Origin of the sequence: Methylobacterium platani (assembly GCF_001653715.1) — a bacterium.
Lineage (GTDB): Bacteria > Pseudomonadota > Alphaproteobacteria > Rhizobiales > Beijerinckiaceae > Methylobacterium > Methylobacterium platani.
In genome coordinates this window covers 160,322-179,369 of the sequence record NZ_LWHQ01000027.1, presented here as the reverse complement: position 1 = coordinate 179,369, position 19,048 = coordinate 160,322, and the positions used below count along the sequence as shown (strand labels likewise).

The 19,048-nt window shown below is 71.7% G+C and carries 18 protein-coding genes; 10 read left to right on the top strand and 8 right to left on the bottom strand.

The window, feature by feature from the left end; translation table 11 throughout:
* Positions 1-67: 67 nt before the first annotated feature.
* From A5481_RS15515 to A5481_RS15505, 3 genes are all read right to left on the bottom strand, one after another.
* Positions 68-3,256, bottom strand: coding sequence for an efflux RND transporter permease subunit (locus A5481_RS15515; RefSeq protein ID WP_048436968.1), 3,189 nt, complete (start codon positions 3,254-3,256; stop codon positions 68-70).
* Positions 3,257-3,368: 112 nt separating this feature from the next.
* Positions 3,369-4,502 (bottom strand): efflux RND transporter periplasmic adaptor subunit, encoded by a 1,134-nt coding sequence (locus A5481_RS15510; RefSeq protein WP_048436969.1) that lies wholly within the window; start codon positions 4,500-4,502, stop codon positions 3,369-3,371.
* 169 nt (positions 4,503-4,671) lie between these two features.
* A complete protein-coding gene (locus A5481_RS15505) occupies positions 4,672-4,992 on the bottom strand; it encodes a rhodanese-like domain-containing protein (RefSeq protein WP_048436970.1) in 321 nt (106 codons plus the stop codon).
* Positions 4,993-5,236: 244 nt separating this feature from the next.
* On the opposite strand from A5481_RS15505, the gene A5481_RS15500 reads away from it, so the two are divergent.
* Together A5481_RS15500 and puuE are read left to right on the top strand one after the other, a co-directional pair.
* A complete protein-coding gene (locus A5481_RS15500) occupies positions 5,237-6,517 on the top strand; it encodes a glycosyltransferase family 4 protein (RefSeq protein ID WP_048436971.1) in 1,281 nt (426 codons plus the stop codon).
* A gap of 331 nt (positions 6,518-6,848) precedes the next feature.
* Positions 6,849-8,291 carry an allantoinase PuuE gene (puuE, locus tag A5481_RS15495; protein WP_048435753.1) on the top strand — a complete coding sequence of 481 codons (1,443 nt, stop codon included), beginning with the start codon at positions 6,849-6,851 and terminating at the stop codon, positions 8,289-8,291.
* 204 nt (positions 8,292-8,495) lie between these two features.
* Here the strand turns inward: puuE and A5481_RS15490 are convergent, their stop codons facing one another.
* Entirely contained in the window at positions 8,496-9,473 is a 978-nt protein-coding gene (locus tag A5481_RS15490) for a glutathione S-transferase family protein (protein WP_048435752.1), read from the bottom strand.
* 65 nt (positions 9,474-9,538) lie between these two features.
* Positions 9,539-10,480: an alginate O-acetyltransferase AlgX-related protein gene (locus A5481_RS15485; RefSeq protein ID WP_048435751.1), complete on the bottom strand. Its 942-nt coding sequence runs from the start codon at positions 10,478-10,480 to the stop codon at positions 9,539-9,541.
* A gap of 85 nt (positions 10,481-10,565) precedes the next feature.
* On the opposite strand from A5481_RS15485, the gene A5481_RS15480 reads away from it, so the two are divergent.
* The 5 genes from A5481_RS15480 to A5481_RS15460 all read left to right on the top strand — a co-directional run bounded on the left by A5481_RS15480 (position 10,566) and on the right by A5481_RS15460 (position 14,144).
* Positions 10,566-11,078 carry a 2'-5' RNA ligase family protein gene (locus A5481_RS15480; protein ID WP_048435750.1) on the top strand — a complete coding sequence of 171 codons (513 nt, stop codon included), beginning with the start codon at positions 10,566-10,568 and terminating at the stop codon, positions 11,076-11,078.
* Positions 11,078-11,818 carry a phosphatase PAP2 family protein gene (locus A5481_RS15475; protein WP_048435749.1) on the top strand — a complete coding sequence of 247 codons (741 nt, stop codon included), beginning with the start codon at positions 11,078-11,080 and terminating at the stop codon, positions 11,816-11,818. Before A5481_RS15480 ends, A5481_RS15475 begins: the two co-directional genes overlap by 1 nt.
* 63 nt (positions 11,819-11,881) lie before the next feature.
* The gene (locus A5481_RS15470; RefSeq protein WP_048433027.1) at positions 11,882-12,655 is read left to right on the top strand and encodes an enoyl-CoA hydratase; all 774 of its coding nucleotides are present in this window, start codon (positions 11,882-11,884) and stop codon (positions 12,653-12,655) included.
* Entirely contained in the window at positions 12,655-13,611 is a 957-nt protein-coding gene (locus tag A5481_RS15465; protein ID WP_048433026.1) for a threo-3-hydroxy-L-aspartate ammonia-lyase, read from the top strand. Before A5481_RS15470 ends, A5481_RS15465 begins: the two co-directional genes overlap by 1 nt.
* Positions 13,608-14,144, top strand: coding sequence for a prolyl-tRNA synthetase associated domain-containing protein (locus A5481_RS15460; RefSeq protein ID WP_048433025.1), 537 nt, complete (start codon positions 13,608-13,610; stop codon positions 14,142-14,144). Before A5481_RS15465 ends, A5481_RS15460 begins: the two co-directional genes overlap by 4 nt.
* A gap of 224 nt (positions 14,145-14,368) precedes the next feature.
* Here the strand turns inward: A5481_RS15460 and A5481_RS15455 are convergent, their stop codons facing one another.
* Positions 14,369-14,716: a winged helix-turn-helix transcriptional regulator gene (locus tag A5481_RS15455; RefSeq protein ID WP_048433030.1), complete on the bottom strand. Its 348-nt coding sequence runs from the start codon at positions 14,714-14,716 to the stop codon at positions 14,369-14,371.
* Positions 14,717-14,866: 150 nt separating this feature from the next.
* On the opposite strand from A5481_RS15455, the gene A5481_RS15450 reads away from it, so the two are divergent.
* Positions 14,867-15,472, top strand: coding sequence for an NAD(P)-dependent oxidoreductase (locus tag A5481_RS15450; RefSeq protein ID WP_048433024.1), 606 nt, complete (start codon positions 14,867-14,869; stop codon positions 15,470-15,472).
* A 41-nt stretch (positions 15,473-15,513) separates the two neighbouring features.
* Entirely contained in the window at positions 15,514-16,173 is a 660-nt protein-coding gene (locus A5481_RS15445; RefSeq protein ID WP_048433023.1) for a DsbA family protein, read from the top strand.
* A gap of 60 nt (positions 16,174-16,233) precedes the next feature.
* Here A5481_RS15445 and meaB read toward each other — a convergent pair whose 3' ends face one another.
* A complete protein-coding gene (gene meaB, locus A5481_RS15440; RefSeq protein ID WP_048433022.1) occupies positions 16,234-17,211 on the bottom strand; it encodes a methylmalonyl Co-A mutase-associated GTPase MeaB in 978 nt (325 codons plus the stop codon).
* Positions 17,212-17,402: 191 nt separating this feature from the next.
* Here meaB and A5481_RS15435 point away from each other — a divergent pair, with 191 nt between their 5' ends.
* Complete coding sequence (locus tag A5481_RS15435) at positions 17,403-18,422, top strand: alpha/beta hydrolase (RefSeq protein ID WP_048433029.1); 1,020 nt, start codon at positions 17,403-17,405, stop codon at positions 18,420-18,422.
* A 12-nt stretch (positions 18,423-18,434) separates the two neighbouring features.
* Here the strand turns inward: A5481_RS15435 and A5481_RS15430 are convergent, their stop codons facing one another.
* Entirely contained in the window at positions 18,435-19,037 is a 603-nt protein-coding gene (locus A5481_RS15430; protein ID WP_048433021.1) for an SOUL family heme-binding protein, read from the bottom strand.
* Positions 19,038-19,048 lie beyond the last annotated feature (11 nt).

Genomic DNA, 19,048 nt, shown 5'->3' with positions numbered 1-19,048 from the left:
GGCGAGAGCGCCCCCGGACGGGATCGTCCGGGGGCGCTGGATCGGCGGTCTCCCGTCGCGGTCGTCGTCACCGCGCCGGCTCGGGCTCCCCGTGGTGATCGTCGACCCCGCGCCAGCGGTTGATCCGGATCAGGACGTTGCGGATCACCACGTAGAAGACCGGGGTCAGGAACAGGCCGAACACCGTGGCGCCGAGCATGCCGAACAGCACCGCCGTGCCGAGCGCCTGGCGCATCTCGGCGCCCGGGCCGGTGGCGAAGGCGAGCGGCACCACGCCGAGGATGAACGCGAAGGCGGTCATCAGGATCGGCCGCAGGCGAAGCCGGCAGGCCTCGACGGCGGCGGCGACCGGCCCGCGGCGCTCGCTCTCCTCGATCTGGTGGGCGAACTCGACGATCAGGATCGCGTTCTTGGCCGCCAGGCCGATGAGCACGATGAGGCCGATCTGGGTCAGGATGTTGTTGTCCTGCCCCCGGAACTGCACGCCCGCGAGCGCCGCGAGCACGCCGGTCGGCACCACCAGGAGGATCGAGAGCGGCAGCGCCCAGGATTCGTACTGCGCGGCGAGCACCAGGAAGACCAGCAGCACGCCGAGCGCGAAGACGTAGATCGCCGTGTTGCCGACCGCCTTCTCCTGGAACGCGATGTCGGTCCACTCGAAGCTCATGCCGTCGGGCAGGGTCTGGCGGGCGAGCTTCTCCATCGCGTCGAGGGCCTGGCCCGAGGAGATGCCCGGCCGCGAATCGCCCTGGACCGGGATCGAGTAGTACAGGTTGTAGCGCTGGACGATCTGCGGGCCCGAGATGTCGCGGATGCTGGCCAAGGTCCCCATCGGCACCAGGGCACCGGTTGAGGAGCGGACCTTGAGCCGCTCGATGTCCGACTTCTCCATCCGGTACTTGGCGTCGGCCTGGGCCCGGACCTGGTAGACGCGGCCGAAGGTGTTGAAGTCGTTGACGTAGGCGCCGCCGAGGTTGACCTGCAGCGTCGAGAACACGTTGGCGAGCGGCACGTTCAGCATCCGCGCCACCGTGCGGTCGATGTCGAGGTAGATCTGCGGCGTGTCGTTGCCGAAGGTGGTGAAGACGCGGGTGAGCGCGGGATCGCGGTTGGCCGCTCCGATGAGATCACCCGAGACCTGGAGCAGCCGGGCGATGTCCGAGCCCTCGCGGCTCTGCACCTGCAGCTTGAAGCCGCCGGCATTGCCCAGGCCCCGCACCGGCGGCGGCGGGATCGCGATGATCCGGGCCTCCTGCATCGGCGCGGTCCGGGCGAGCACGGTCTGCAGGATCTTGCCCGCCGTCAGGCCCTTCTCCAGGCGCTCCTTGAAGGGCTTGAGCGGCAGGAACATCACCGCGCCGTTGGTGGTGTTGGTGAAGGTCGCGCCGTCGAAGCCGGCGATGACGACCGTGTTGCCGACCCCGTCGATGTCGAGGGAGCGGCGCGACACCTCCTGCACCACCGCGGTGGTGCGCTCGAGCGACGAGCCCGGCGGCAGCTGCACCACCACCAGCAGGTAGCCCTGGTCCTGGAGCGGGATGAAGCCGGTCGGGGTGGTGCGCACGAGGTGCAGCACGCCGTAGATGACGCCGGCGTAGAGCAGCAGCATCGCGAGCAGCGGCACCAGCCGCCCGGTGAGGAAGCGGACCGTCGCCGCGTAGGCGTTCGCCGTCGCGTCGAAGCCGCGGTTGAAGGTGTTGGCCGCCCAGGATCCGAAGCGGGCGAGGAAGAAGCGCGGCCGGTGGTGCTCGGAATGGGGTTTGAGCAGGAGCTTGCAGAGCGCCGGCGACAGCGTCAGCGAGTTGAACATCGAGATGATGGTCGAGGCCGCGATGGTGAGCGCGAACTGCCGGTAGAACTGGCCCGAGATGCCCGGGATGAAGGCGGTCGGGATGAACACCGCCGACAGCACCAGCGCGATGGCGACGACCGCGCCGCCGACCTCGTCCATGGTCTTGTGGGCCGCCTCGCCGGGCGAGAGCCCCTCGGCCATGTTGCGCTCGACGTTCTCGACCACCACGATCGCGTCGTCGACGACGATGCCGATGGCGAGCACGAGGCCGAACAGCGTCAGGTTGTTGAGCGAGAAGCCGAGCAGCGCCATCACCGCGAAGGTGCCGATCAGCGAGACCGGGATCGCGATGATCGGGATGATCGCGGTGCGCCAGCTCTGCAGGAAGATCAGGATCACCACCACGACGAGGACCACCGCCTCGGCCAGCGTCTTGTAGACCTCGTGCACCGATTCGGCGATGAACTCGGTCGGGTTGTAGGCGATCTTGAACTCGAGGCCGGGCGGGAAGTCCTTCGACAGCGTCTTCATCAGCGCCTGGACCTGCTCGGCCGCCTCGAGCGCGTTGGTGCCGGGGCGCTGGAACACGCCGATGCCGATCGCCGGCTGGCCGTTGAGGAACGACTTCGTCGTGTAGTCCTTCTGGCCGAGCTCGACCCGGGCGATGTCGGAGACCCGCACCAGGCGCCCGTCCGAGGCCTTGACAATGACCTTGCGGAACTCGCTCGGGTCCTGGAACCGGCCTTGCGTCTGAACGGTGAGCTGGAAGGCCTGGCTCGCGGGGGCCGGCGGCGCACCGAGCGCGCCCGACGCGACCTGGACGTTCTGCTCCTGCAGCGCGTTGATCACGTCGGTGGTCGAGAGCTGGTAGGAGGCGAGCTTGTTCGGGTCGAGCCAGAGCCGCAACGCGTATTCCGAGCCGCCGAACACCGTGATGTCGCCGACGCCGTTGAGGCGGAGCAGCGGATCGCGCAGGCGCAGGTAGATGTAGTTGGCGAGGTAGTTCTGGTCGAAGGTGCCGTCGGGCGACAGCACGTGCACGACCATCATCAGGTCGGGCGAGGACTTGCGGACCGTGACGCCGAGGTTGCGCACGTCGCCGGGCAGGCGCGGCTGGGCGACCGAGAGCCGGTTCTGGACCAGCACGTTGGCGATGTCGAGGTTGGTGCCGAGCGCGAAGGTGACGGTCAGCTGCATGTTGCCGTCGTTGGTCGACAGCGACGACATGTACAGCATGTTGTCGACGCCGTTGATCTCCTGCTCGATCGGCGTTGCGATCGTGGCCGCCACCGTCTCGGCGTTGGCGCCCGGATAGGAGGCGCGCACCACCACGGTCGGCGGCACGATCTCGGGGTACTGCGAGACGGGCAGCGAGATGTACGAGACGTAGCCGATGATCAGGATGACGATCGAGGTCACCGAGGCGAAGATCGGCCGGTCGACGAAGAAATGGGCAAAACGCATCGGTGGGCCTCTCGCGCCCTCATGCGGGCGTGGCGCCCCGGGCGGGGCACTCCCCTCTGTCGGGGCACTGGCATCCTGACGGGAGCGCCGCCGCGAGGCGGCGCGTCCCGGCTTACTCGCGGACCGGCGGCAGTTCCTTGACCTCCGGCGTGACCTTGGCGCCCGGGCGCACCCGGGTCAGGCCGACGATCACGATGGTCTCGTCGCCCTTGAGCCCGTCGCGCACCACCCGGTAGCCGTCGATCTTCGGGCCGGGGCGGATGTTGCGCGGCTGCACGACGTTGTCGGGGCCGAGCACGTAGACGAGGCGCTTGTCCTGGTTCGCCGCGATCGCGTCGTCGGGGATCAGGACCCCGCGATAGGGCTTCGAGGCCGGCATGCTGACGATGCCGAACAGGCCCGGCTTGATGAAGCGGTCGGGGTTCTCGACGGTGGCGCGCAGGAGCACCGTGCCGGTTCCCTCGTCGACCCGGTTGTCGACGAAGTTGAGCGTGCCCTTGCGGGTCGGCCTCGCCTCGCCGGTGAGCGCCACCAGGATCGGCACCGTGTGCTCGTTCTGGGTCGCCCCCATGCCGATCTTGAGCGTGCCCTGGTAGGCCAGGAAGGAACGCTCGTCGACGGTGAACGAGAAGTAGATCGGATCGAGCGAGACGATGTTGGTCAGCGTCGTCTGGTCGGTGATGACGATGTTGCCCTCGGTGACCAGCCGCTGCGAGATCCGGCCGTCGATCGGCGAGCGCACCTCGGTGAAGTCGTAGTTGAGCTGCGCCTGGCGAAGCGCCGCGGTGGCGTTGTCGACGTCGGCCTGGGCGGTCTGCGAGTTCTGCCGGCGCTGGTCGGTGACCTGCTCGGAGATGTTGCCCGAGCGGCTCAGCGTCTGCGCGCGCTCGAGGTCGGTCTGGCTGAAGTTCAGCCGGGCCTTGGCCGAATCGAGCGCCGCCGTCGCCTGGTCGAGCGCCGCCTTGTAGGGCCGCCGGTCGATGGTGAAGAGCAGTTCGCCCTTCTTCACCACGGCGCCGTCCTGGAAGTGGATCTTCTGCAGGTAGCCGGTGACCCGGGCCCGCACCTCGACGTACTCGATCGCGTTGAAGCGGCCGGTGAAATCGTCGTGCTCCACCACCTCCTTGACCACGGGCTTGGCGACCGTGACCGTGGGGGGCGGGCCGCCGGGAGCCTGGGCCCGCGCCGGGATCCCCGCCAGCAGCAGGAGCGCCGGGATCACCGCCGCCAGCCTCAGCCTGCGCATACTCACTCTCCCGTTCATCTCGTGCATGCGGCCCGTCGGACGCGCGATGCGATGGGCCGTGGCCCGTCCGCGCCGAGGGGTGGCCTTGAACGGGAACCGCGCCGCCCTCGGCGCGGCCCTCCCGGGGCCGGGGATGTCGTCGACCGCCCGCGGGCGGATGTCGTGTCAGCTATTCGACGGGCTCGCCGGCATTGGCCCAGTCCTTGAACCCGCCGACGTAATGCTCGGAGAGCGGGATGCCCTGGCTCTGCAGGTACTGCAGGGCCCGCGCCGACCGGACGCCGGCGGCGCAGGACAGGACCGGCCGGCGGCCGTCGTCGGCGATCAGCGCCTGCAGCCGCGCGACGTCGAACTCCGAGAGCGGGAAGGAGACCGCGCCCGGGATGTGCCCCGAGGCGAACTCGTTGGGCTCGCGCACGTCGATCAGCAGGACGGAGCCGTCCGCCAGTCCGTTCTTCACCGCATCCCGATCCAGATCGACGATCGCCATGGTCTCACCCGAACGTCGGCACGGCGCCGACTCATGATCATAGTCGGCACGTCCGACACTTGTCACCGCGACGCGACGGAGCGGTGACGAATGCGATAAATCATCATCACTCAGCGTTGCAAGAGCGACGATCCCCGACCCGCGGCCGGTCTTGTGCGCTGCCGCACAGGCCGGGCCGGATTGGGCTTCGGGCCCGCCACTGTGTAGGACGGGGCCCGGTCCCCGTCGCAGCCTTCGGACATCCATGGTCAGCTCCCCCGTCGCCTTCGATCTCACCCGCCTCGTCACCCGGCTGCGGCACGCCAGCCCGACCGGGATCGACCGGGTCGATCTCGCCTATGCCCGGCATCTGCTGGCGCAGCCGGGGGAGCGCCTCGGGCTCGTCTCGACCCGTCTCGGCCCGAAGGTGCTCGCGCGCGCGCAGATGGCCGGGCTGGTGGACGCGGCGCTCGCCGCGTGGACCGAGGAGGTGCCGGTCGAGGACGACCCGGTCTACCGCGACCTCGCGGCCCGGCTCGGCCTGCCGGCGCCGGCGGCCGGGACGCGCGAGGCGAGGCCCGACGGGGCGCGCCGACGGCGGGAGCGCGAGCTGCGCGCCTGGATCGAGGCTCTGCGCGCGCCCGGCCCGGAGCGGTTGCCGCCGGGCGCGCTCTACCTCCACACCTCGCATCTGCGCCTCGACCTGCCGGCGCGGTTCGACTGGCTCTACGACCGGACCGACGTGAAGCCGGTCTTCTTCGTCCACGACCTGATCCCGATCGAGTATCCCGAATACGGCCGCCCCGGCGAGGCCGAGCGGCACCGGGTGCGGATGGAGACCGTGGCGCGCCACGCCCGGGCCGTGGTGGTGAACTCGGCCGATGTCGGGCGGCGGTTCTCGGCCCATCTCGCCCGGGTCGGCCACCGGCCGCCGCCGGTCACCGTCGGGCCGCTCGGGATCGAGGCGTCCTTCAGCGGTGCTCCCTCGGCGGCGCCGGCCCGGCCGCTCTTCCTGGTCTGCGGCACGATCGAGCCGCGGAAGAACCTGATCACCCTGCTCACCGCCTGGCGCGATCTCGCCGCCCGGCACGGCGACGCGACGCCCCGCCTCGTCGTCGTCGGGCGCCGGGGCTGGGAGAGCGAGAACGTGGTCGACCTGCTGGAGCGCTGCCCGGCGGTGCGGACCCACGTCACCGAGGTCTCGGGCCTCTCGACCGCCGGGCTGGTGCGGCTGATGGGCCAGGCCACCGCGCTCCTGATGCCCTCCTTCGCCGAGGGCTACGGCCTGCCGGTGCTGGAAGCGGCCGCCGCCGGGCTGCCGGTCGTCGCCTCCGACATCCCGGTCCACCGCGAGATCGCCGCGGGCTTCGCGGAGTTCCTGCACCCGCTCGACGGTTTGGGCTGGATGCGGATGGTCGAGGATCTGGCGGTGCCGGGTTCCCCCTTGCGGACCGCGATGGCCGGACGCCTCGCGGGCTACCGGGCGCCGAGCTGGGACGACCACTTCGCCCGGGTCGATCCGGCGCTGGAGGCCTTGGCGGGGTAGTTTTTGCGCCGGCGGGCCGGCACGGCTAAGGTTGCGGCACGATAGTCCCAGACCGTTCCACCCTCCGGGTGCGGGGTCGGGCGCGGGTCTCCCCTCTCCAGGCGATGCCGGGCTTGCCCGGTATCGCTCCAAGGTGCGGGAGAGGGGCCGGGGGTGAGGGTGGCGACGGTTCGGCATCGGACGCGACCGTTGAGCCGCCAGCACGATGGTTCGAGCTTCACACTGAAGCGTCACACCCTCACCCCTACCCCTCTCCCACTCGGGAGAGGGGATCCCGCGCTTTACCCAGCACCGGACGGAGCGGCGACGGCCTCCACCGGACCGCGACCCCATGACCGACACCCCCTACCCCCGCGACCTCGTCGGCTACGGCCGCACCCCGCCCCACGCGCAATGGCCGGGCGGCGCCCGCATCGCGGTGCAGTTCGTCATCAACTACGAGGAGGGCGGCGAGAACTGCCTGCTGCACGGCGACCGGGCGTCGGAGGCGTTCCTGTCGGAGATCGTCGGGGCGCAGGCCTGGCCGGGCCAGCGCCACATGAGCATGGAATCGATCTACGAGTACGGCTCGCGGGTCGGGTTCTGGCGCCTGCACCGGCTGTTCACCGAGCGCAACCTGCCGGTGACGGTCTACGGCGTAGCCACCGCGCTCCAGCGCAACCCGGACGCGGTCGCGGCGATGCGCGAGGCCGGCTGGGAGATCGCCTGCCACGGCCTCAAGTGGATCGACTACCGCGACTTCTCCTACGAGGAGGAGAAGGCCCACATGAGCGAGGCGATCCGCATCCACACCGAGGTGACCGGCGAGCGCCCGCTCGGCTGGTACACGGGCCGCACCTCGGAGAACACCCTGCGCCTCGTGATGGAAGAGGGTGGCTTCCTCTACTCGGCGGATTCCTACGCCGACGACCTGCCCTACTGGGTCGAGGGCCCGCGCGCGCCGCTTCTCGTCGTGCCCTACACCCTCGATTCCAACGACATGCGGTTCGCGACCCCGCAAGGGTTCAACGCCGGCGACCAGTTCTTCGCCTACCTGCGCGATTCGTTCGACGTGCTCTACGCCGAGGGCGCCGAGACGCCCCGGATGCTGTCGATCGGCCTGCATTGCCGCCTCGTCGGACGCCCCGGCCGGATCGCGGCGCTCGCCCGCTTCCTCGATCACGTCGCCGCGCATGACGACGTCTGGGTGACCCGGCGCATCGACATCGCCCGCCACTGGGCGAGGACCCATGCGCCGGCCGGCCTGACCCCGAGCCGGATGGGCCGCGCCCTGTTCGTGGAGGGCTTCGGCGACGTGTTCGAGCATTCCCCCTGGGTGGCCGAGGGCGCCCACGCGGCGGGGCTGTCGGGGATGCAGGACAATGCCGACGGGCTCCACGCCGCCATGGTCGAGGTGATGCGGGCGGCCGATCCGGAGCGGCAGCTCGCCCTCATCCGCGCCCATCCCGACCTCGCCGGCCGGGTGGCGGCGGCCGATCTCGCGCCGGAATCCCGCGCCGAACAGGCCTCGGCCGGGCTCGACGCCCTCGACGCCGAGGGCCGCGCCCGCTTCCTCGACCTCAACGAGCGCTACCGCGCCCGCCACGGCTTCCCGTTCGTGATGGCGGTGCGGGGCAAGAGCCCGGACGAGATCCTGTCCCAGCTCTCCGAGCGGCTCGACAACCCGCCGGAGGCGGAGCGGGCGCGGGCGCTGGCCGAGATCGAGGCCATCGCGCTCCTGCGGTTGCGGCAGAGATTGCCGTCCTTGCCGGACGTGTTCTCGGCGACGGCGTGATGTCGCTGCCGGGGACCGACATCCTCCGTACCATTCCGGGGACCGCATAGCGGAACCCGGGATCCATGACCGCTGACGGGACAGGATGAGGCGGCACGCGATCCGCCTCGTTCTTCCGCGTCGGCGGTCATGGATCCCGGATCCTCGCCTTCGGCGAGCCCCGGGATGACCCTGCGAGGTGGAAACCGGGTGGCTATCTCCCTGTCAGGCCCCGAACCGCTCCGCCCGTCCATGCGGCGCGTCGTAATCCAGCGCCGGCCCCAGCGGCACGATCCCGGTCAGGTTGATGGTCGGATGGCTCTCGTAATAGTGCCGCTTGATGTGGGTCAGGTTCACCGTCGGGGCGATGCCGGGGGTCTGGTAGAGGTCGCGCAGGTAGGGCGCGAGGTTCGGGTAGTCGGCGATCCGGCGCAGGTTGCACTTGAAGTGCCCGACATAGACCGGGTCGAACCGCACCAGCGTGGTGAACAGCCGGATGTCGGCCTCGGTCAGCCGGTCGCCCGTCAGGTAGCGCGCGCGGTCGAGGCGGGCGTCGAGGGCGTCGAGCTCCTCGAACAGAGCCGTCACCGCCTCCTCGTAGGCGTCCTGGCTGGTGGCGAAGCCGGCCTTGTAGACGCCGTTGTTGACCCGGTCGTAGACCCGGGCGTTCACGTCGTCGATCTCGGCCGCCAGATCCTCGGGGTAGAGGTCGGGACCGGTGCCGCCGAAGGCGCCATTGAGCATCCGGACGATCTCGGCCGATTCGTTCGACACGATGGTGTTGCGCACCTTGTCCCACAGCACCGGCACGGTGACCCGGCCGGTATGGTGCGGATCGGCCTTCAGGTAGACCTCGTAGAGCCGGGTCGCGCCGTTGACCGTGTCGGGCCCGGCGCCCGGGCTGTCGCCGAACACCCAGCCCTCGCGGCCCATATGCGGGTCGACCACCGAGACGGTGATCGCATCGTCGAGCCGCTTGAGCGCGCGCACGATCAGGGTGCGGTGGGCCCACGGGCAGGCGAGCGAGACGTAGAGGTGGTAGCGCCCGGCTTGCCCCGGGAACCCGCCCTCCCCGCTCGGGCCGGCCGCCCCGTCCGGCGTCACCCAGTTGCGGAAGGCCGCGTCCTTGCGCACGAAGCGCCCGCCGGTCCCCTTGGTGTCGTACCATTGGTCGTGCCAGACGCCGTCGACCAGAAGCCCCATCGCACCCTCCTCGACCCACAAGGCCCGAAGGTGGGGCGGCCGGCCGGGGCCGCAATGGCCGGGGCTCAGATCGCGGCGCCGCCGCCCCGGGGCGGCAGGGCCCGCGCGCCCTCGGCCTCGACGTCGAACCGGTCCGTCGGCACCCGGGCGAGGAAGCGTTCCGCCACCTCGACCAGCAGCAGGTGCGGGCGCACCCGCTCGATATGGGCCCAGTCGAGATTCGACGACCAGACGAAGTGCAGCTCGCGAAAGCTCTCCGCCAGCAACCCGGTCAGGAAGATCGGATGGAAGTGCGAGCAGGAATCGCCGAACAGCATCAGCGTCCGGGGATCGGCGGCGGGGCTGTCGTTGCGGAACACCACGTGGGCGCCGACATGCAGGTCCGCCGCCGTGCCCCGCGCCTCGTGCGCCTCGACCAGCGGGTTGGCGAAGACCCGCACCGCGTCGCGCTGCACCGCGTAGACCCGCATCGTCTCGTAGATCGGCGGATCGAGCTTGCCGCCGAGGTCGCGCACGCCGTCATGGTCGTGGAACGGCCGCGCGGCGAGGTCGTGCGGCGGCACCGCGCCGAGCGCCCGCATGACCTCGCCGTAGGCCAGCCGGCAGCCGTCCTGGCTCCAATGGGTGTCGGTGCGCAGGTAGAGCGGCGGCTCGGCCCCCCGGGCCGCCCGCAACGGGCCGACGAGGTCGATCCAGGCCCGGGCCGCGGCCGAGCGGGCGAGGCGCGCGCCGAGGCGGCGGGCCGGCGAGAGCGCCGGATCGAGCGCGAGCCCGTCGAGGCGGTCGTCGTAGACGCTCAGCTTCTCCGGCACCACGACGTGGAAGGCGCGGATTCCCAGGGCGGCGGCCCGGGCCGTGCGGGCCTCGATCAGCCGGCGCCAGCGCCACAGCCGCCAGGCGACGGGCAGGCTCGCCCGGTATTGCTGGCGCACCCGGTTGGTGCCGCCGGTCAGGAAGAGCCATCCGTCCCGGCCGAGATGGACCATGTCGTCGGTGCTGTCGCGCATCCGCGCCGTGTAGCGGCAAGCGCCGCGGCTGAACAGCGCCGGCGGCCCTGGCCTTTGCGGCGGCCCGCGCCATGTCACGACGAGGATGTCGCAAGCCCCCCTGATCCTCACCCTGGAACTCGACGAGGCCGCCTTCGCGGAGTTCGACGGCCAGCGCCGCCGCCACTTCCCGCCGGCCCTCAACAAGATTCCGGCCCACGTCACGCTGTTCCACCACCTGCCCGGCGAGGAGGAGCGCGGCATCGTCGAGACGCTCGCCGCGGAGGTTCGGGCGGAAGGCCCGATGCCGGTCAAGGTTGCGTCCCTGCGCTTCATCGGCCGCGGCGTCGCCTACGCCCTCGAGGCGCCGCGCCTGTCGCAGTTGCGCGGACGGCTTGCCGCGACCTTCGACTCGTGGCTGACGCCGCAGGACCGCCAGGGCTACAGGCCGCACGTCACGGTGCAGAACAAGGTCGCGCCGGATGAAGCCCGCGCGCTGCACCGCGAGCTGGAGGCCGCCTTCGTGCCGCGCGAGATCACCGGCACCGGGCTCCTGCTCTGGCGCTATCTCGGCGGGCCGTGGGAGGCCCGCGGCCGTTTCCCGTTCGGGGGGGCGTGATGGTGGCGATTCCGTTCCGGCGCCACGCCACGGCGGTGTGGCTGCGCCTGCGCCTCAACGAGATCGGTCCGCTCGCCTCGCTGCTCGCCGTCAGCCTGTTCGGCTTCGGCTTCCTCAAGCTCGCCGACGAGATCCGCGAGGGCGGCTCGTTCGGGTTCGACGACCGGCTGCTGCTGGCGCTGCGCGTGCCCGGCGACCTCGCCCAGCCGATCGGCCCGTCCTGGCTGCCGGAGACGATGCGCGATATCACCGCCTTCGGCAGCGTGTTCGGCATCGTCTACGTCACGGCCTGCGTGGTACTCTACCTCGCCATCACGGCGCGGCGGCGCGCCGCGCTGTTCGTGGTAATCGCGATCGGCGGCGGCGAATTGCTGTCGACCGGCCTGAAGCTGTTCTTCCACCGCCCGCGGCCGGAACTGGTGCCGCACGGCATGGAGACCTTCACGGCGAGCTTCCCGAGCGGCCACGCCATGCTGTCGGCGATCGCCTACCTGACGCTGGCGATCCTGCTCGCCCGGGTCGAGCGGTCGCGCAAGGTGAAGGCCTTCGTGATGGGGCTCGGCGTCGTCACCACGCTGCTCGTCGGCATCAGCCGGATCTATCTCGGCGTGCACTGGCCGAGCGACGTGCTCGCCGGCTGGTGCATCGGCGCCGCCTGGGCGTCGCTGTGCTGGTTCGTCGCCCTTCAGCTCCAGCGGCAGGAGGTGGTCGAGGCGCCCGACCCGCCGCCGCCGGCCTGACAGCGCTTGCGCCCCGCCCATCCCTCCCCTAGCCAAGCAACGGAGACGAGCGGGAGGAACGCCGTGGACTACGAGAACATCCGGGTCGAGACCCGCGGGCGGGTGGCGCTCGTCACCCTGCACCGCCCGGCGGCGCTGAACGCCCTGTGCAACGCGCTGATCGCCGAGCTGAACCACGCCCTCGACGGTACCGAGCGCGACGACGGCATCGGCTGCGTCGTCATCACCGGCTCGGAGAAGGCCTTCGCGGCCGGCGCCGACATCCGCGAGATGCAGGACCGCACCCACCCCGAATTCTACATGGCCGACCCGTTCGGCGAGTGGGACAAGGTCGGCCGGCGCCGCAAGCCGATCATCGCCGCTGTCGCCGGCTACGCCCTCGGCGGCGGCTGCGAGCTGGCGCTGATGTGCGACTTCATCCTGGCCGCCGACACGGCCAAGTTCGGCCAGCCCGAGATCAAGCTCGGGGTGATCCCCGGCGCCGGCGGCACCCAGCGCCTGACCCGCGCGGTCGGCAAGGCCAAGGCGATGGAGCTGTGCCTCACCGGCCGGATGATGGATGCCGCCGAGGCCGAGCGCTCCGGCCTCGTCGCCCGGGTGGTGCCGGCGGCCGAGCTTCTCGACGAGGCGATGAAGGCCGCCGAGACCATCGCGTCGATGTCGCTGCCCGCCGTGATGGTGGCCAAGGAGAGCGTCGACCGCGCCTTCGAGACCACCCTGACCGAGGGCATCCGCTACGAGCGCCGGGTATTCTACGGGCTGTTCGCCACCCACGACCAGAAGGAAGGCATGAGCGCCTTCGTCGAGAAGCGTAAGCCCAACTTCGAGCACCGCTGATGAGCCTGTCCTACGCCGACGTCGAGGCCGCCGCCCACCGGATCGACGGCATCGCCCACCGCACCCCGGTCCTCACCTCCCGCACGGCGGACGCGCGGACCGGCGCCACCCTGTTCTTCAAGGCCGAGCCGCTGCAGCGGGCCGGCGCCTTCAAGTTCCGGGGCGCCTGCAACGCCATCGCGGCGCTCTCGCCCGTGCAGCGCGAGCGCGGCGTGCTGGCCTTCTCGTCGGGCAACCACGCCCAGGCGATCGCGTATGCGGGCGCACTCCAGACTGTGCCGACCGTGATCGTGATGCCGCACGACGCCCCTGCCATCAAGGTCGCGGCGACCCGCGGCTACGGCGCCGAGATCGTCACCTACGACCGCTACAAGGAGGACCGCGAGGCGGTGAGCCGGCGGCTCGCCGAGGCGCGCGGCCTGTCGGTGATCCCGCCCTACGACCATCCCGACGTGATCGCCGGCCAGGGCACGGCGGTGAAGGAGCTGATCGAGGAGGTCGGCCCCCTCGACCTGCTGCTCGTCTGCCTCGGCGGCGGCGGGCTGCTCGCCGGCTCGTGCCTCGCCGCGCGCGCGCTGTCGCCGGGGGTCGAGATCTGGGGCGTCGAGCCCGAGGCCGGCAACGACGGCCAGCAATCGCTCGCCAAGGGCGAGGTGGTGCGCATCCCCGTCCCGGTCTCGATCGCCGACGGCGCGCTGACCACGCATCTGGGCAACCACACCTTCCCGATCATCCGGCGCGAGGCCGCCGGCATCGTCACGGCGACGGATGCGCAGCTCGTCTCCGCCATGCGGTTCTTCGTCGAGCGGATGAAGCTCGTCGTCGAGCCGACCGGCTGCCTCGCCGCGGCCGCCGCCTTCGAGGGCGCGGTCCCCGTCGCGGGCAAGCGCGTCGGCGTGATCCTGTCGGGCGGCAACGTCGACCCGGCGGCGCTCGCCCGGCACCTCGCCGCATGACCGACCCGGCGACCCCCGAGGAGCTGTTCGCCTTCCTCGACCGCCTCGGGATCGCCCACGCCACCGTGACGCACGTCCCCGTGCACACGGTGGCGGAATCGCGCGACCTCAAGGCCGGCATGCCGGGCGGCCACTCGAAGAACCTCTTCCTCAAGGACAAGGACGGCCGCCTGTTCCTCGTCGTCGCAGAGGCGGAGGCGCGGATCGACCTCAAGCGGCTGCACGGCCCGCTCGGCGCCCGCGGCCGGCTCTCCTTCGGCTCGCCCGAGCTCCTCTACGAGCGGCTCGGCGTCCGTCCGGGCTCGGTGACGCCGTTCGGGCTCCTCAACGACCGCGACGGCACCGTCACGGTGATCCTCGATGCCGGGCTGATGGCGCGCGACCCGGTCAACGTCCACCCGCTCCACAACGGCGCCACCACGGCGGTCGCCCCCGGCGACCTGATCCGCTTCCTGGAGGCGACGGGGCACGAGCCGCGGGTGATGGCGCTGCCGGAGCCGGCGAAGGAGGAGACGGAGCCAGCGGTCGGATAGAAAGCGATCCGAAACCTGCCCCTTCCCGCGCTCACTGAAGCGGTCGCGGAAGGAGGTCCGGGATCCAGCGCGCCAAGTCGCGAAATGTCGTCATGCCTGCAGCGGAGCAGCACGGAGCGGCGCTTCGCAGCACCTCCCCTGCCGGGTTCCGGATCTCGTTCCACGTCGCCGTCGTCGTCCAGGGCGGGGCCCGAGCGCTCGAACACTGCCGTGCCGGGAAGCGATTACGTCGCCACCCGCCGCGCCGCCGCAATCGCCGCCTGGTTCGCCTCCGCCCAGCGGATCAGCCCGCGCATCGGCTCCAGGAACGACATCCCGAGCGGCGTCAGCCGGTACTCGACCCGCGGCGGCACCTCGGCATGGACCTCGCGGGCCACGAAGCCGTCCTGCTCCAGCCGGCGCAGGGTCTTCGACAGCATCTGCTTCGAGACGTCGCCGATCTCGCGCTCGAGCTGGCTGAAGCGTTTCACCCCGGGTGCCAGCGTCGCCAGCACCAGCAGGCTCCATTGATCGCCGATCCAGTCGAGGACATCGCGGATCGCGCAAGGTTGTCCGGAAGCGTCGGCCGGCATCAACTCGTCGAGCACCACATTCTCCCCATGGTCACCGCACGCTGACCTGGTCTCTCCCCCGTGACGTCTTGCGGGAGGCCCGGCGAGGGTCTAGCTCTGTCGGCGGTCTCGATCATAGACCAGATCGCGAAATCGAACCAAGAGAGCATCATGGCCAAGGTTGCCGTCATCGGCGCGACCGGGAATGTCGGCGCACGCCTCGTCGCGGAGCTGGCGGCGCGGAGCCACCGCGTCACCGCCATCGCCCGCAACCCGCGTGCCGCCGCGCCGCAGATCACGCCGGCCGCGGGCGACGTTCGCGATCCCGCGGGCCTGAGCCGGCTCATCGCCGGACACGACGCGGTGGTGAGCGCCGTGCGTTTTCGCGACACCGACCCGGCGGCGCTGATCGGCGCGGTGCGGGACTCGGGCGTGTCGCGCTACCTCGTGGTCGGCGGCGCCGGCTCGCTCGAGGTCGCGCCCGGGCAACGTCTGGTCGACCAGCCCGACTTTCCCGCCGCCTACAGGGACGAGGCCCTGCGCGGCGCGGCCTTCCTCGACGCGCTGCGCCGGGTCGCCGACCTCGACTGGAGCTTCCTGTCGCCCTCGGCGCTGATCGAGGCGGGCGAGCGCACCGGCCGGTTCCGCCTCGGTCGCGACGCGCTGCTCGTCGGCGAGACCGGCAGCCGGATCTCCTACGAGGATTACGCCGTCGCCCTCGTCGACGAGATCGAGCGCCCGGCGCATCTGCGCCAGCGCTTCACCGTCGGCTACTGACGCGGCCGACGGGACGAGGACGCGGAGCGAGACGAGGATCGATGTCCGACCGGATCACCGTCACCTGCCTGTACGATCCGCTCTGCGGCTGGTGCTACGGCGCCCATCCTGCCTTGACCTGGCTTCGCGCCCACGACGACGTGGCCCTCGCCGTGCTCCCGGTCGGCCTGTTCGCCGGGCGGGGCGCCTTCCCGATGGATGCGGGCTTCGCCGCCCATGCCTGGTCGGCCGACCAGCGCATCGCCGTACTCACGGGCCAGCCGTTCAGCGAGGCCTATCGGACGCAAGTGCTTGAATCCCGAGCCGGCCCGGTCGATTCGGGGCCGGCGACCCTGGCCCTGACCGCGGTTCGACTCACCGCGCCCGACCGGGAACCGGATGCCCTCGCGGCGGTCCAGGCGGCCCGCTACGTCGGCGGCCGCGACATCGCCGCGCCGGGGGTTCTGGCGGACATCCTCGACGAGGCCGGCCTCGCGCCCGCCGCCGCGCGCCTGCGGGCCGCCGATGCGACCCTGCACGAGGCCGCTGCTGCCCGCATGGCGGCGGGCCGGGCGGCGATGGCCCGGCACGGCCTACGCGGGGTCCCGGCCCTGGTGGTCGGCGGCGGGGACGGGAGAGGCCTCGACGGCGCACACCTGTTCGGTGATCGGGACGCGCTCCTGCGCGCGCTCCTGCGCGCGCTCCGGGGCGCGAGGCGCTAGACCATTCCCTGACGGGGCGGATGCCGCTCGGTCCAGATGAAAGGCAGTAAAACCAAGGATCTAGAGACCGATCAGCTCGGCGATCAGGTCCGCCCCCGCGGCCGGCGAGCGCTCGCCGGCCGCCACCCTGCCCTCGGCCTCCGCCGTCACCCTGCGCACCTCGGCGCTGCCGGTCAGGCGCTGGTGCAGGCGCTCGTGGACGAGCGCCCACATCCATTGCACGTCCTGGCTCCGGCGCTTGGCGGCGATCTCGCCGGTCGCGGTGAGCTTGGCGCGATGGTCGAGCACCGCCTCCCACAGGGCGTCCAGCCCCTGGCCGGCGAGCCCCGAGATGGTGGTGACCGGCGGCGACCAGGTGGCGCTCGCCGGCGTCAGGATGTGGAGCGCGGCGCGGTACTCGGCGGCGGCGGCCATGGCGCGCCGCATCCCCTCCTCGCCGTCGGCCTTGTTGACCGCGATCATGTCGGCGAGTTCGAGGATGCCCTTCTTGATGCCCTGCAGCTCGTCGCCGGCGCCGGGCAGCATCAGCACCAGGAAGAAGTCGGTGAGGTCGGCGACCGCGGTCTCGGACTGGCCGACGCCGACGGTCTCGACCAGCACCACGTCGAACCCGGCGGCCTCGCAGAGCAGCATCGTCTCGCGGGTCTTCGCCGCGACGCCCCCGAGGGTGCCGGAGGACGGCGAGGGCCGGATGAAGGCGTTCGGGTCGACGGCGAGCCGCGCCATCCGGGTCTTGTCGCCGAGGATCGAGCCGCCGGTGCGCGACGAGCTCGGATCGACCGCCAGCACCGCCACCTTGTGGCCCCGCGCCGTCAGGCTGGCCCCCAGGGCATCGATGGTGGTCGACTTCCCCACCCCCGGCACGCCCGTGATGCCGACCCGCACCGCCTTGCCGGCATGCGGCAGCGCGGCGTCGAGGAGTTCGCGGGCGGCGGCCCGGTGATCGGCCCGCTTCGATTCGACCAGCGTGATGGCGCGGGCGAGGGCGGCGCGGTTGCCGGACAGGAGCTGGGCGAGGTCGGGAGCCGGAACGGTCATCCGGTCTTTCTGCCGCCTCGCCGCCCGCCCGTCGAGGGGCGTGGCTGTGGACGAAGGACCGAGGCGGCGTGACCTTCGGGCAACAATCGCGGCTTTGCCCCGACGCGACGCGGCACGGCCACGATCATGCCGCATCCCCGGCCTGAAAGCCGGGTGGAATGCCGGCCATGGCCGGGGACGAGTGGGACGTCATGACATCGATCGCCGCGCCGACGCGCCGGGGCTTCGCCCGCCTCGGCTTCTCCGCCCTCGCCAGCCTGTCCCTCGGCGGCTGCCTCGGCGACGGGCTCCTGAGCGAGGCGACGCCGGAGAAGCAATCCGCCCTCGACGTCAGCCCGGTCCTGCTGGTGGCCACCACCCGCCGGCCCGCCGACCCCGCCGGCCGCCCGCCCTTCTTCACCGACCAGCGCGGCCGCGGCCTGTCCTTCGCGACGCTGCGCCTCGCCCCGCCGGACCGCTCGCTGATCGGGAAGGTGTCGTCGGTGGTCACCGGCGACTGGCGTATCGCCGGGGCGCCCCGGGTGGTGACCGGCCCCGAGGCCGCCACCGCCTTCGCGGAGGCCGTGCTCGGCCGCGACGTGCTGCTCTACGTCCACGGCTACCGCGAATCGTTCGAGACCGCCGCGGTGAGCGCGGCACAGCTCTCCGACGGCATCCGCTTCCGCGGCGCCTCGGGCCTGTTCACCTGGCCGTCGGCGGGCAAGACCTTCGATTACGGCTACGACCGCGAGAGCGCCCTGTGGTCGCGCGACGCCTTCGAGGACCTGCTGCGGGCGCTCGCCACGGCGCAGGGTGGGCGGATCCACCTCGTCGCCCATTCGATGGGCACGCTGCTCACCCTGGAGACCCTGCGGATGCTACGCGCCGATGCCGGCGAGGCGGCCCTCGACCGGATCGGCGCCATCGTGCTCGCCGCGCCCGACATCGACATCGACCTGTTCACCAACGGCATCGAGCGCCTCGGCACCGCCGCCCAGAAGATCACCGTGATCTCCTCGACCAACGACCGGGCGCTCGAACTCTCCAGCACCATCGCGGGCGGCGTCATCCGCGCCGGCGCCGCCGATCGCGGCCGCCTGGAGGCCCTCGGCGTGCGCGTCGCCGATGCCTCGGATTACGGCAGCGGCATCATCAACCACGACCTGTTCCTGTCGAACGTCGAGGTGCAGCAGGTGATCAAGCGGGCGGTGGCCCGGGCGGATGGGCGGTGAGCCCGCCCGAGGTCACGCCCCGAGCCTGACCGCCGCCTCGTTGCGCCGCAGGAACGGGATCGCGAAGGGCGGGTCGTAGCCCATGAAGAACGGCGGCCCCGCCGTCGCACGGCCGGCCGCGCGCAAGACCTCGGTGAGGATCCGCTCCTGCTCGGCCCGGGCCTCCGGCGTCGCGCGGCCGGAGAAGCGCAGAGCCGCGATCCGCTCCTCCGGGATCGTCACCAGCCGAACCCCGGCCTCGGTCGGCTCCGGCGCGCCGGCCGCCGCCACGGCCCGGGGCAGGAAGAACCGCATCGTCCCGCCGGTGCCCTGCTCGACCGGCACCGTCATGGCGATGCGCTGCCCGCCGGCCTCCACCGGCGCCGTCATGGCGATGTGGTCGCCGGCCCAGTTGGCGCCGGTGATGTAGCGGAAGAGCCGCCCGAACGCCTCGCCGTCGCCCTGGCCGCGCGCGTCGGTCTCGACCGCGACGCGGGGTTCGTAGGCGCGGATCTCGACGCCGCGGTCGAGCCGGTCGACCACCGCGTAGCGGGGCTGGTCGTAGAAGGTCCGCACCCCGAACACCCCGAGGACCGATTCGAGCAGGGTGACGGCGTAGTAGAGGAACTTGTCCATGGGTTCCGGAC